Source organism: Paenibacillus taichungensis, from assembly GCF_047302525.1.
GTDB classification, from domain to species: domain Bacteria; phylum Bacillota; class Bacilli; order Paenibacillales; family Paenibacillaceae; genus Paenibacillus; species Paenibacillus taichungensis_B.
Genome location: NZ_CP168020.1, coordinates 4,849,805 through 4,863,364, shown reverse-complemented (window position 1 = coordinate 4,863,364; position 13,560 = coordinate 4,849,805). Strand labels below are relative to the sequence as shown.

At 44.9% G+C, this 13,560-nt stretch carries 12 protein-coding genes; 10 read left to right on the top strand and 2 right to left on the bottom strand.

Features of this window, described 5'->3' with window-relative positions:
• Positions 1-185 precede the first annotated feature (185 nt).
• From ACDJ58_RS21750 to ACDJ58_RS21735, 4 genes are all read left to right on the top strand, one after another.
• Positions 186-1,643 carry a glycoside hydrolase family 1 protein gene (locus ACDJ58_RS21750; RefSeq protein WP_062325655.1) on the top strand — a complete coding sequence of 486 codons (1,458 nt, stop codon included), beginning with the start codon at positions 186-188 and terminating at the stop codon, positions 1,641-1,643.
• A gap of 229 nt (positions 1,644-1,872) precedes the next feature.
• Positions 1,873-3,297 carry a glycoside hydrolase family 1 protein gene (locus tag ACDJ58_RS21745; protein ID WP_063565380.1) on the top strand — a complete coding sequence of 475 codons (1,425 nt, stop codon included), beginning with the start codon at positions 1,873-1,875 and terminating at the stop codon, positions 3,295-3,297.
• 234 nt (positions 3,298-3,531) lie between these two features.
• Positions 3,532-4,383, top strand: coding sequence for a BglG family transcription antiterminator LicT (gene licT, locus ACDJ58_RS21740; RefSeq protein ID WP_053781440.1), 852 nt, complete (start codon positions 3,532-3,534; stop codon positions 4,381-4,383).
• A gap of 126 nt (positions 4,384-4,509) precedes the next feature.
• Positions 4,510-6,429: a beta-glucoside-specific PTS transporter subunit IIABC gene (locus ACDJ58_RS21735; RefSeq protein WP_413372873.1), complete on the top strand. Its 1,920-nt coding sequence runs from the start codon at positions 4,510-4,512 to the stop codon at positions 6,427-6,429.
• A gap of 102 nt (positions 6,430-6,531) precedes the next feature.
• Here ACDJ58_RS21735 and ACDJ58_RS21730 read toward each other — a convergent pair whose 3' ends face one another.
• Positions 6,532-7,425 carry a LysR family transcriptional regulator gene (locus ACDJ58_RS21730; RefSeq protein ID WP_063565383.1) on the bottom strand — a complete coding sequence of 298 codons (894 nt, stop codon included), beginning with the start codon at positions 7,423-7,425 and terminating at the stop codon, positions 6,532-6,534.
• 184 nt (positions 7,426-7,609) lie between these two features.
• Between ACDJ58_RS21730 and ACDJ58_RS21725 the strand changes: the two genes are divergently transcribed.
• Positions 7,610-8,194 carry an ankyrin repeat domain-containing protein gene (locus ACDJ58_RS21725; RefSeq protein WP_413372871.1) on the top strand — a complete coding sequence of 195 codons (585 nt, stop codon included), beginning with the start codon at positions 7,610-7,612 and terminating at the stop codon, positions 8,192-8,194.
• Positions 8,191-9,537: a uracil/xanthine transporter gene (locus ACDJ58_RS21720; protein ID WP_413372870.1), complete on the top strand. Its 1,347-nt coding sequence runs from the start codon at positions 8,191-8,193 to the stop codon at positions 9,535-9,537. Before ACDJ58_RS21725 ends, ACDJ58_RS21720 begins: the two co-directional genes overlap by 4 nt.
• Positions 9,538-9,604: 67 nt before the next feature.
• On the opposite strand, the gene ACDJ58_RS21715 is transcribed toward ACDJ58_RS21720, so the two are convergent.
• Positions 9,605-9,982, bottom strand: coding sequence for a PilZ domain-containing protein (locus ACDJ58_RS21715; protein ID WP_413372868.1), 378 nt, complete (start codon positions 9,980-9,982; stop codon positions 9,605-9,607).
• Between the two features lie 253 nt (positions 9,983-10,235).
• Between ACDJ58_RS21715 and ACDJ58_RS21710 the strand changes: the two genes are divergently transcribed.
• The 4 genes from ACDJ58_RS21710 to ACDJ58_RS21695 all read left to right on the top strand — a co-directional run bounded on the left by ACDJ58_RS21710 (position 10,236) and on the right by ACDJ58_RS21695 (position 13,247).
• Positions 10,236-10,685, top strand: a complete 450-nt coding sequence (locus ACDJ58_RS21710; protein ID WP_413372866.1) for a DUF6386 family protein — start codon at positions 10,236-10,238, stop codon at positions 10,683-10,685.
• A 35-nt stretch (positions 10,686-10,720) separates the two neighbouring features.
• Positions 10,721-11,347: an SMI1/KNR4 family protein gene (locus ACDJ58_RS21705; protein ID WP_413372865.1), complete on the top strand. Its 627-nt coding sequence runs from the start codon at positions 10,721-10,723 to the stop codon at positions 11,345-11,347.
• A gap of 219 nt (positions 11,348-11,566) precedes the next feature.
• Entirely contained in the window at positions 11,567-12,115 is a 549-nt protein-coding gene (locus ACDJ58_RS21700; RefSeq protein WP_413372863.1) for an RNA polymerase sigma factor, read from the top strand.
• Positions 12,105-13,247: a DUF4179 domain-containing protein gene (locus tag ACDJ58_RS21695; protein WP_413372861.1), complete on the top strand. Its 1,143-nt coding sequence runs from the start codon at positions 12,105-12,107 to the stop codon at positions 13,245-13,247. The genes ACDJ58_RS21700 and ACDJ58_RS21695 overlap by 11 nt, the downstream gene beginning before the upstream one ends.
• Positions 13,248-13,560: the final 313 nt, after the last annotated feature.

The window sequence follows — 13,560 nt, the reverse complement described above, 5'->3', positions numbered from 1 at the left end:
GCAATAACATCTTTTGATGGATTGTAACTGTGCAGACAGGCAAAACCTAAACTGATGGTGAAATGAAGGCTCTTTTTTTGCGAGCTATTTTACCTTGAGTTTAGGTTTTTCTTGTTTTTTGGCCTGAAATACAGCCGTTGTATTCGGGAAAAACCCAAATAAAATTCGAAAAGAGGTTGTTCGTTATGACCACGGCAAAAAAAGGATTCCCCGAAAACTTCCTGTGGGGAGGCGCTACAGCTGCCAACCAATTAGAAGGTGCATTCGATAAGGATGGCAAAGGTCTCTCTACTGCGGATATGATTGCGCATGTTCCCAAAGAGAAGCGTACAGGCGGACATGCCATGGAAATCTCCTCTACACGAATTGAAGAGATCCTCTCTGGCAAAATTGAAGAACGTTTCCCTAAACGTTTTGGTATTGATTTCTATCATCACTATAAAGAAGATATCGCATTATTTGCTGAAATGGGCTTCAAAGTGTTCCGTTTGTCCATTCACTGGGCACGTATTTTCCCTAACGGTTACGATCAAGAGCCGAACGAAGCTGGCTTGAAATTCTATGACGATGTCTTCGACGAATTGTTGAAATACGGCATTGAACCGCTGGTAACCTTGTCTCACTATGAAACTCCGCTGGGTCTGACACAGAAATACAATGGTTGGGCAGGTCGTGAAGTGATTGGGCACTATGTGAGATATGCGGAGACTGTGTTCAACCGTTATAAAAATAAAGTGAAATACTGGTTGACGTTTAATGAAATCAACGTGATGCTATTTAGCCCATACACAGGCGGCGGTATTCTGATCGATAAAGTGGACAACCAGTTGCAAACCACGTATCAAGCGTTGCATCACCAATTTGTAGCAAGTGCACTGGTAACCAAACTTGCACATGAGATTATTCCTGGTTCCCAAGTGGGCTGTATGCTCGCTCGTATGGAAACGTACCCGGCGACTTGTAATCCGGTAGATGTTCGTCTGGCGCAACATGAGAATCAGATTAACCTCTTCTTCACGGATATGCATGCTCGTGGTCAATACCCGAACTACATGGCTCGTTATTTTGAAGAAAACAACATCGTGATTCAGAAAGAAGCAGGCGATGATGAGATCTTGCTGAACAATACCGTTGATTTCATTTCCTTCAGTTACTACATGTCCGTAACCAAATCTGCATCCGCAGACAAAGAAGAAACAACAGGTAACCTGACTGGCGGCGTGAAAAACCCTTATCTGGAAGCTTCTGACTGGGGTTGGGAGATCGATCCGATCGGTCTGCGCGTAACGTTGAATAACTTCTGGGATCGCTACCAGAAACCATTGTTCATCGTAGAAAATGGTCTGGGTGCATATGACCGTGTTGAAGAAGACGGTTCAATCCATGACTCCTATCGTGTGGACTACCTGAAGAAACACATCGAACAAATGAAAGAAGCGATCAAAGACGGTGTGGATCTGATTGGATTTACAGCATGGGGCCCGATTGACCTCGTGAGCATGTCCACGTCTGAAATGTCCAAACGTTATGGTTTCATCTACGTGGATTTGGACGACGAAGGTAATGGAACACTCAAACGTTCGAAGAAAGATTCGTTTGACTGGTACAAAAACGTAATTGCCAGCAATGGTGAGCAACTATAATTTGGTCTGATTCCTGTATCTTAAACCCGGATCGCTGTAAGTAATTAGGCTATTCGAGGATTGTTACCGCATAAAGCGGGCAAAACCCAACATAAAGCAGGCCATCGGTGATTATCTAATCTGAAGCCCTTTTAGTTGCGCATTGTCCGCTTTTTGATGTGTTCACGGGCATAGGGTCAACAGTTTTAACAAAGAATGAGTACAACGTAACCAGAGAGGAATGACAGATATGACAACACCATTTCCGAAGGATTTTCTATGGGGCGGCGCAGTCGCAGCCAATCAGCTCGAAGGAGCCTACAATACAGATGGCAAAGGCCTGTCTGTTCAGGATGTAATGCCGCATGGGATTACGACGCCAAGAACGGAAGGACCGACAGAGGATAACCTGAAATTGATCGGCATCGATTTCTACAACCGTTACAAAGAGGATGTTAAGTTGTTTGCTGAAATGGGCTTCAAAGTATTCCGTACCTCCATTGCCTGGTCCCGTATTTTCCCTAAAGGTGATGAATTGGAGCCAAACGAAAAAGGTCTGCAGTTCTATGATGACCTGTTTGACGAGTGCCACAAATACGGGATTGAACCCCTCGTAACGATCTCTCATTATGAGACACCGCTGCATTTGTCCAAAACGTATGACGGCTGGGTTAACCGTAAAATGATTGATTTCTACGAGCGTTATGTAACCGTCCTGTTTAACCGTTTCAAAGGAAAAGTGAAATACTGGCTGACGTTCAATGAAATTAACTCCATTCTAGAAGAACCATTCATGAGTGGCGGCATTTTCACACCAAAAGCGGAACTGTCCAAACAGGATCTGTACCAAGCAATCCACCATGAGCTGGTGGCAAGTGCGCTGGCAGTTAAACTGGGTCATGAGATTATGCCTGAAGCGAAAATTGGCTGTATGGTACTCAGTATGCCAACCTATCCATTGACACCAAATCCGGATGATGTTGTAGCTGCAATGCATGCAGAACAGCGGAATGACATCTTTGCCGATATTCATGCACGTGGCTATTATCCGAAATACATCAATCGTTACTTCAAAGCGAATAATATCAACATCAAGTTTGAAGATGGCGATGCTGAAATTCTGAAACATACGGTGGACTTCATCTCATTCAGTTACTATGTAAGTATTTGTGAGACAGGTGACCCACAGAAACGTGTTGAAGGTAAAGGAAATCTGTTTGCAGGTGTACAGAACCCTTACCTCAAAGCAAGTGAATGGGGATGGCAGATTGACCCGCAAGGCCTGCGCGTAACGCTGAATAAATACTGGGATCGTTATCAAAAACCGCTGTTTATTGTCGAAAATGGTTTGGGTGCAGTCGATGAGCTGATCACAGACGAAAATGGCAATAAAACAGTGAATGATGATTACCGGATTCAATACCTGAATGATCACTTGGTGCAAGTGGGTGAAGCGATTGAAGACGGCGTTGAAGTCATGGGTTATACCTCATGGGGCTGCATCGATCTGGTGAGTGCATCCACAGCAGAAATGAAGAAACGCTATGGCTTCATCTATGTGGACCGTAACAATGATGGATCAGGTACCCTGGATCGTTACAAGAAAAAATCATTCCATTGGTACAAAGAAGTTATTGATACAAACGGCGCAAGTCTAAAATCCGAAAACCATTAATTTCTAGTTCTAAAGACATATGTGGGCAGCATCTTCTTGTGTCATATTCAAGCACATTAACCGCTTTCACAAAAACATTGTCAGATGGATAATTATATGGTAAGATGGGCCTAAGGCTAATGAATACTGGATTGTTACTGTTCAATCAGGCAAAACCAGAAGCGGGGCATGTGTATCATGACCAGCTTTGGTTTTGCCTTTTACTACTTTGACGGTGCAAGGTGATGTGAAGAAATGAAAATTGAGAAGGTGCTGAACAACAATGTAGTTACTGTGATTGATCCAGGAGGAAACGAACTGGTCGTCATGGGACGGGGCATAGCCTTCAAAAAGCATACTGGTGAAACGATAGACGACAGTCTGGTCGAAAAAATATTCTCATTGGAAAGCAAGGAAGTATCGCAGAAACTGAAAACGCTTCTGTCTGATATTCCAGTTGAATATGTTGAATGCTCGGATGAGATTATTCGTTACGCCGAGACCGTGTTGGGTGAGAAGCTTCATGAAAGCATCTACATTTCACTTACGGATCATATTCATTTTGCCATTGACCGGCATCGTCAAGGCTTGCAGATTCGTAATGCATTATTCTGGGAGATCAAGCGCATGTACCGCAAGGAATATGCCATTGGGCTCAAGGCACTTCAGATTATTGAAGAAACATTGGGTGTCCTGCTTCCTGAAGACGAATGCGCATTCATCGCAATGCATCTAGTCAATGCCCAGATGAACGGTGAGATGAGAGAAACCATCAGCATTACGAATATCGTAAAAGACATACTCAACATTGTGCGACGCAGCTTTGTCATTGAGCTGGATGAGGATTCGCTGAGTTATTATCGATTCCTGACACATTTGAAATTCTTTGCTCAGCGCGTACTACACGGTACAGCGATTGAAGATAAGGAAGCAGATAATCCGCTTCATGACCTGGTGAGCAAACAATATCCTGAGGCACATGCTTGTGCCTGTAAGATTAACGACTATACTCGCAAGATCTATAGCCGGGTCTTATCCAAGGAAGAAATCCTATATCTGACCATTCATATTGAACGAGTTGTCAGAACTGAACAAACAATTGAATAATTGGGATTGTTACTGCAAAAAAGGCAAAACCTAAACGTTGAATAATGATAAGCTGAAACTGCTTTGTCATTATTCAGTGTTTAGGTTTTTTTTAACCTTCATTACACATAAAAGGAGCAAAACACAATGGATAAACAACAATTGTCCAAGGATATTCTGAAGCTTGTTGGTGGCGAAGAGAACATCGATCAAGTCACACACTGTATGACAAGACTCCGGTTTAACCTGAATGACAACAAAAAAGCGGACAAAGCGACGCTGAAAAATACACCTGGCGTTATGGGCGTTATGGAGAATGGCGGACAGTTCCAGGTCATTATCGGGAACGATGTGCCCGTTGTGTATAATGCACTTGTAGGCAACATGTCCAAATCCCCGAATGCAGACTCTGGATCAACCGGTACTTCGACTGGGGTTAAGAAAAAGAGAAATCCAGTAAGTGCATTGTTCGACTTTATTTCCGGAATATTCACGCCGATTCTGCCAGCGATTACAGGTGCCGGTATGATCAAAGGGATCGTGGCAATCCTGGTAGCTGTAGGTTGGTTGTCTGATACCAGTTCAACTTATATCATTTTATCTGCTATCGGTGATGGTGCATTCTACTTCCTGCCGATCATTCTGGCGATCAGTGCTGCACGTAAGCTCGGTAGCAATATGTATATTGCTGCAGCGTTGGCAGCGGGGATTATGCATCCGACGATTACAGCCTTGCTTGCTAATGGTGACACCACATTTGTGGGCATTAAGGTTATAGCAGCAACCTATTCTTCTACGGTTATTCCAATTATTCTCGCAATCTGGATTGCTTCCTATGTAGAGAAAGCGGTTGATCGTGTTACACATGCTTCACTTAAGCTTCTGATTGTTCCAACGGTTACCCTGTTAATTATGGTTCCTCTGACCTTGATGACAGTTGGACCATTGGGTACAGTGCTCGGTAATGGTTTGTCAGGTGGTATTTCCTGGTTGTTCGACAATATGTCTATATTCGCAAGTATCTTGATTGGTGGTACGATGTCACTTCTGATCATTACGGGTATGCACTATGCACTGCTGCCGATCATTGTTGGTTCGATGACATCACTCGGTTACGATTTTATTATTCCACTGATGTTTGCAGCTAACTTGGCACAAGGTGGTGCAGCATTTGGTGTTGGTCTTAGATCGAAAAATGGTAAAACTAAATCGCTTGCTTATTCCACAGGTCTTACGGCTATTATGGGGATTACGGAACCGGCAATGTACGGGATCAATATGAAGTTCAAAAAACCATTTATTGCTGCCCTGATCGGTGGAGCTGTTGCAGGTGGATTCATGGGGATCGTCAATGTTAAAGCTTATGTACTTACAGGTCTAGTGGGTCTGCCAAGTATTGCAGCATTTATCAGTCCGGCAATTAGCACGTTACTCTACGCTCTGGCTGGTGGTTTGATTGCCATCGTAGCAGCAGCAGTACTGACGTACATCCTTGGTTTCCAAGAAGACAATGTTCCACAATCGGCTGAAGCTACGCCAGCTGCTGAACCTACAACACCAGCGGCAACGACTTCTGCTTCCGCAGTAACTGCTGTTGAAGAAACTAAAGCACTGGATCAAGAAGTATTTAGCCCAATTACTGGTGAAGTTAAATCACTGAGCGAAGTTCCAGACCCTGCATTCTCCGAAGAGATTATGGGTAGAGGGTTTGCGATTCAGCCGTCGGAAGGCCGTGTGGTTTCTCCAATTAACGGTACAGTATTCTCGTTGTCGAAGAGTGGACATGCCATTGGTCTCGTTAGTGATGACGGCGCTGAAATGCTGATTCACATCGGGATTGATACCGTGAAACTGAAAGGTCAATTCTTCTCCCCTAAAGTTCAAGCAGGAGCGAAGGTTGCCGTTGGTGATGTACTGATGGAATTCGACAGAGAAGAAATCGAAAAAGCCGGTTACACAACGATTACGCCGGTCATCATTACGAACATGCATCAATATAATTCAATTGAGTCTGCCGGACGTACAACGATTAAGGAAAAAGAATTGTTGTTCACGGCAAAAGCTTAACGAACATCAAAAAGCAGCAGTCTTTCCGGATGAAATTATTTCGGCAAGGCTGCTGCTTTTTATATATGGGCGATATTTTTCCAGGCTAATATCTGCTGGACACTAAACCGAGCGAGAAGGCAGCAGCTCCTGAACCAATTGTACAAAGTGCTGCGCGGGCTTGGAAAGATGACGATTGCGATGCCACACAAGCGCAGAATCTACGTTAGATTGCGCATCTTGAATACGATAGATATGGAACGGATGCTCATGATAAAGCTGAAGAACCGTATGGGGCACGATGGAGCTTGCAAAACCGAGTCGCACAAGTTCCAACAACATGTTAATATCCGAGCATTCGCCCGCAATCGAAGGGTTCACGTGATGCTCACGGAATTTCTGTAATATCAGTTCGAACATCCCGAGTCCTTCAGTGCTAGGAAGCAAGAGAGGGATATCGGCCAGCTTTTGAAAATAAATCCCGCGCTCATCCGCTGACTTCAGTGGTGTGGAGGAAATATAGAAGAGAGCTTCCTGCGGTAGATGCAGCACTTCATATTGCTCTGTTTTGACAGGCATCCGTACACAGGCAAGCTCAATTTTGCCTTCACCCAAGAGCTGGCAGAGCTGTGCAGATTCATTTTGCTGAATTTTATAAGTCACCTGAGGGTGTGTTGTCCGAAACTGCTGGAGCGCCTGTGGGATCAAACGATCTGAAATGGTATTAATGCCAAGCGACAGCTTGCCCCGAATGCCATACCTGAAGCTTTGCATCTCCATGACGGCTTCTTCCATATATTTGGTCATTGTGACCGCATAATCATAGAAGCTTCGACCCGCCTGTGTCAGCTCCATGCTGCGTCCTTTGCGTTCAAACAAAGCCACGCCGAGCTCGTCTTCCATCAGCTTGAGCTGCTGGCTTAAAGGAGGCTGAGCCATGTGTAATCTGCGCGCTGCCGCCGTGATCTGTCTCTCCTCGGCAATCGCGATGAAATAGCGACATTGTTTGATATCCACGTGTGTTCTCCTTATTTGCAGCGATATGATTTTCATATGGGAAACCAACAAAACATGTATTTTTATTATACTTACATCCTATGTTACCATACATAAGATTTAAACACTGCAAATCACACATGTCGATTATGATCTATCGAATATATGCCGTGAGGATGACGACGAATTGGAGGGTGAAGGTGCGATGCTGAAAACAATACATGCAGCTGCTGAAGCTGGACATACAGATGATGTGCTGCGGTTTATCGCACAAGGAACCGGAGTGAATGACCGGGATGCGCGAGGACGGACACCTCTGATGGCCGCGGTACATGGCAACAAGCCAGAGACGGCAAGTATGCTTATTGAAGCGGGAGCGGATGTGAACATCCAGGATCAACGACTGGACAACATGCTGCTGTATGCCAGTGCGGAAGGTTTGCGTAAAATGGTCGAACTGGCTATAAAAGCAGGTGCCGATACCCGGATTACGAATCGGTTTGGGGGCACAGCTCTTATTCCTGCTTCAGATCGAGGTCATGTCGATATTGTGGAGATCCTTCTGAAATGCACGGATGTGGATGTGAACCATATCAACAATCTGGGCTGGACAGCTTTGCTGGAAGCGGTCATTCTGGGGGATGGCGGCACTCGTCATCAGCAGATCGTAGTATTACTTTTGCAATATGGTGCCGATCCTTCCATTGCTGACCGGGACGGCGTTACAGCATTTGCGCATGCCCGGAGGCATCATTATAAAGAAATGGAGCGAATGTTAACCCAATCATGAACAGACATCAAGAGCAATCTTTGCAAAATAATTTAAAGGGTGCGTCATCGCTTGCATTGGCAGGTATTCAGTGGTTTTTCTTCCTGTTTACCAACACAGTGGTGGTGCCGTTATCCATCGGACACAATTTCCAGCTTTCACCGGAGGCCATTGCTGCGTCGATGCAGCATGCCTTTTTGCTTACCGGGGCTGTGTGTATATTACAGGCGTTTTTCGGCCATCGTTATGCCGTGATGGATGGTCCCTCGGGGTTATGGTGGGGGCTGACGCTAAGCTTAACGGCCTCGGCTTCATCGGCAGGAATGAGTTTGGAACGTATTGGGGGAGGACTGGCTGCGGGTTTCCTGTTAGCTGGGCTGACGATGATGATCCTTGGCGGGCTTGGAGCGGCGCATGTGCTTCAGAAGCTGTTCACACCAATGGTCAAGAGTGCGATGTTATTTCTGATGACGATTCAATTGACCATGAATTTCTTCAAAGGCATGGTTGGATACACCGAGTTTGGCACATTCAACCTGCCTGTAGCGGCGTTGTCCGTTGCTATTGCGTTTCTTGTGGCCTTAATCCAGCTTAAGGGAAAAGGCAAGCTCGGCAACTATTCCATCCTAATTGGCATCGTGACGGGGTGGATTGCCTATAGTTTTGTGTTCCCTGGACAACATGCAGGAGTATCCGGTCAACAGAATTTAAACTTGTTTTCCTGGTTTCCGTGGGGGACGCCGAAGTGGGAACCGGGAATCGTCATCACAGCTTTTTTTGTTGGGCTGGTGAATATGACGAACTCCATCACCACATTAAGCTCCGTCGAAAAAATATATGGAGTGCAAACGACCAGCCAACAATATAAACGATCGTACATGCTCACGGGATTGTTCACCATGTTATCTGCGTTTGTAGGTGTGCTGCCGTTCGGATTATTTGCTTCTTCGATTGGTTTTCTGGAGAGCACCCGCATTCTGAAACGGGCTGCGTTTGTTGTTGGAGCAGGCATGTTATGTATATTGGGACTTACACCTTCTGTGACAGCCTTTTTCGCACAAATTCCTCCCAGTGTAGGGAGTGCTGTGCTGTTTGTAGCCTATTTGCAAATGTTTGGTACAGCCCTAAGAACACTTGAAGGCACCACCTTTAATTCCAAAACCATCTATCGTGTGGCACTGCCTGTTCTTACAGGTGTTGCTGTAATGAACATCCCTGCTGAAGCGTTTCATGCTCTGCCCATGTATCTCATTCCGATCATTAGCAATGGGCTTGTCATTGGGGTTGTGGTGTCACTTTTGCTCGAAACCACAGTGGATTGGTCCAAGATGGACAATACTACGACTGCTACCAAAGCAGCCTGAAAATTTAAAATATTGAAACAGTCCGGTTCACCGGGCTGTTTTTTTTGTTAGATTCGTGCTTCCCGGGTTACTTCACCATAATTTTGCCTTGCCCCGCAAGCATTCTCATTTCTCTGGATAAACGCTCATGATTGCCTTGCTGGATCTCCAGCTGTACGCCGTAGTGCCATCGGTTATTCTCTTCTTTGCCCCAACGGAGCGTTCCTTCCAAATACAAGGGGTCTTCAAAAAGCAGCAAGTTCATGCCGATTCGGATGTTATTGGACTCCACATGCAGATTTAACGGAAATGAAAGCTGACAGCCGGATCGGCTGATATCGCTCAATTCAGCTTGTATGGGTTTGGGTGGGGCAGAGGCGCCGTTAATGCTGAGAATAAAAATTTCAAACGTTATCGGTTCCTTTAAAGTATAGCGAAAAGGTTCTCTTCTAAGGTTAATAGCCATGGTTTCCTCCACAAAATCAAAAAAAGTCAGTTATGATTATATCGTCAATTTTGCTAAAAAAATGAAGAGATTAAGCTTGTTTGCTAACACCTTCAATTTTCTACAAGTGCAACAGGATCACAGATAGCCCCGAGGTTCCTTTAACCCGTATGTACGGCTTGATATAATGGTTGGATATGGTTCGGATTTTCTCACCTGGATCAGATGGGAAAGAAGCGGGGGGTTATTTTGAATAAGAAAGGGGAGATGAAGAATGAATGGGAAGTTTCAGTTTTTCACGGATACGGCAGCATTGTGCCTGTATGATCTGGCGGCGCTAAAACATCGTGTTGAAGATACACCGGACTGGTGGTCTATTGCAGAGGATGAACTGACTGAGGTAAATGCAGGCAACTGTTTGTTTCTTAACCTGGGTGAAGATGGACAGTATAAGGTGCAATGGAGTCTGGATGATGCTGGGAAGGAAGTGGAGACGGCACTGGTATACCATCTACGAGTCCCTTCCGGTAACGTGTATCTGGGAGCTGCTGATGATGTCACTGGAGGCGAGTTGGAGCCCGATGAGTCGTGTGGCGGTGTGTTGCTCCAGATTGAACCCGGAAATTATGCGTGCACAATATCGAGAGAAACCAATCAAATATGGATTAACATCAAACCCAGTCTGCAAAGCGAAAATAGCTTAAGTGACTTGATCCGAATCTAACATTATGAGTACGCGATGGAAGGAGGCATACTTACATGTACAAGGCCCAGTTGGAACGTATACAGGAAAAGTTGAACAAGCTCCAAGCTCTGGACCCGGAATGGAACCTGTTTGGGGGAGAGAATCATCAATATGAAATGGCTCCGGTATGGACATTGGATGAGATTAAGGCTTTTGAACAGAAATGGAATATAAAGCTGCCAGAATCATATCAAGCTTTTCTGCTAGTGATTGGCAGTGGCGGAACAGGTCCTTATTATGGGCTGGAAAAGCCTGAGAACGGCATATATCTGGTGATGGATTATGATGATGAGTTGAATGCGATTTCCGAGCCATTCCCACATGTGGAATCCTGGAATTGGGATGTGGACTGGTACGACGACAGCAAAGGAGAGGACGAGTGGGCAGCGCTTGAACATGAGTATTATGATCCGAAATGGTCGGCAGGGATGCTGCGAATCAGCGATTTTGGCTGCGGCGTGTCGCTTAATCTGATCGTGAAGGGATTGTCTTATGGAGAGATATGGACCGATGATCGAGCGAACAGTAATGGAATTTATCCGGATCATTATATGGGCAACACGGATCGGCTTGGTTTTCTGGACTGGTATGAATTGTGGCTGGACCGCTCGATCAATGAATTGAATGAGCAAGAATTGTGAAGCGACTAGCGGACTCCTTAACTTTCTCCGAATTGTATAAGCTGGAGCATTATGAAGATGGGTTTGTTTTGAACTTTAAATAATGATGCGGAAATCAATACAAGAGCTTCCTCCTCAGGATTAGGCGGGGCTTTTTTGTGATGGAAAATAAATAAAAAACGGTTTGGCTTGTTCATCCGTCTTAAACCACAGAAAGAGAGAGAAGGAGGGGATTGTGGGGTGGAAACCAAAGCCGAGATGAAAAAGATGTTGTTTGTACAGAGCGAAGACGAGACGGCATTTGTCCAATCTATCATGGAGCATCAGGACACGCTAATCTCCATTGCCTACAGTTACCTGCGTAATCGTCATGATGCGCTCGAAGCCGTGCAGGAGATGACATGCCGAGCCTGGACCAAGCGTCGCTCTCTGAAAAATGAGAAGGCGTTCAAATCGTGGATTATTCGTATTCTGATCTATGTGTGCATTGATGAACAAAGGCGTCGCAAACGGGCCACACCACTGCCGAGCGAAGGGTTGGAGGAGGCGATATCCGAGTCTGCCATTGCAGGATGCAGCGACAACAGACTTGCGATGTGGTCCATGCTTGAGAAAATCAAACCAAAATACCGCCATGTATTACTGCTGAAATACTATAACGACATGACGTCGATTGAGATTGCATCCATTCTCGGTAAACCGGAGGGCACCATCAAGACCTGGCAGCATAAAGGGTTGGAACTGTTACGGAAACAGATGAAGAACAGGGGGGATTGGCATGAGAACTAGTCCGGAGGAACAGGCACTTTTCGCAGATGCTTCCCAGGCTAAGCTGGAGAGACAGCAATTTAATCCGGCGGACACGGCATTTGCCATTCAGCGAGGTCTGGTAAAGGCGAGAACCCGGCGAATGGCAGGTCATATGCAATTAAAGTGGATTACTGCGGTGCTCGTAACAGCTCTGGCAGCCGGTTGGCTGCTGATGGGTCCATTTGGCGGCTCTACACCACAACAGGCAATGTACAGCCCGCCCGCACAGAATTGGGGAGTTCTTGAACCTTTTCGGGATTTGGTTGAAACCGATATTGACGGCAACACAATTGCATCCGCAATTAACAATGGTTATGTGCAGCTCGTGGATCGTTCTGTGAAATCAGGAATATATCAGTTAACCGTCAATGCAGTTATGGCGGATGAAAACAAGATGATCGTATTGTATACAGCCCAGACGGATGCTTCTCAGGAAATCTATTCGGTGAACCGTTCCAGGGCAACTGACATGCTGACCAATCATAAATTTGATGATAGTAATGCGGGGGGAGTCCAAGTACCCAAAGGGAACCATATCATATATGGCCGAACTGCGATTAACCTAAAACGAACTGATGCATTTCCTGAAAAGTTAATGCTCGACTTTCAAATCGTCTCCCTTGATCCAGGGAAGCTTGCAGACCCAAAAACAGGGACAAAGCGACCTGAAATGCGATATTCAGAGATGATGAAGATTTCTTTTGACTTAGACCCCAAATTTTCGGTCCCCAAGACGGAAATTATAAAACTTAATCAGTTATTTACGATTGACGGCCATGAGGTGATGTTATCTCAAGTAGAGATGTCTCCACTTATTATACGAGCCAAACTTGTCTATGAACCCAATAAAAAGATTGATTTCCAAACCAAACAATCTATAAGTGAATCATTACATCCTTACGAGATTGTTTCTATAACCCAAAATGGTAAGCAGACCAAGCTTCTAATGTATCGAGGTAGCGGAACAGAAGACGGGATGATTGTATACTACAGCAGCAATATGTTGGACGATCCTCAATCGCTTGTATTGAAAATACCAACTGAACCGGGCAAAGTTTACGATGATTTGCAGGAAGCCGAGAAACACAAGCTGGAACTGAAAATCAAATAGGATTCAGAGGAAGGGCGATACAAAGTCATGGTTTCTTCAGATGACTTTGTGTCGTCTTTTCATTTTTCTTATACGGAGATTGCTGTTGCAGAAAAAGGTTGAGTTTGCAATCTGAACGATCAGGATCCAACAAAACGTTGGTAGGCAAGCAACCGGGTTTTTACTATGGAGAAAACCAAATAAAATATCTGAAATATTAGTACATATTATATTCATTCATATATTAAAATTTTATATTAAAATTCCGATATACATTAAGTATGTTTTCATGTTTATGAAGACCTATTGTACTAGAATAAGGCACTAGGAATTT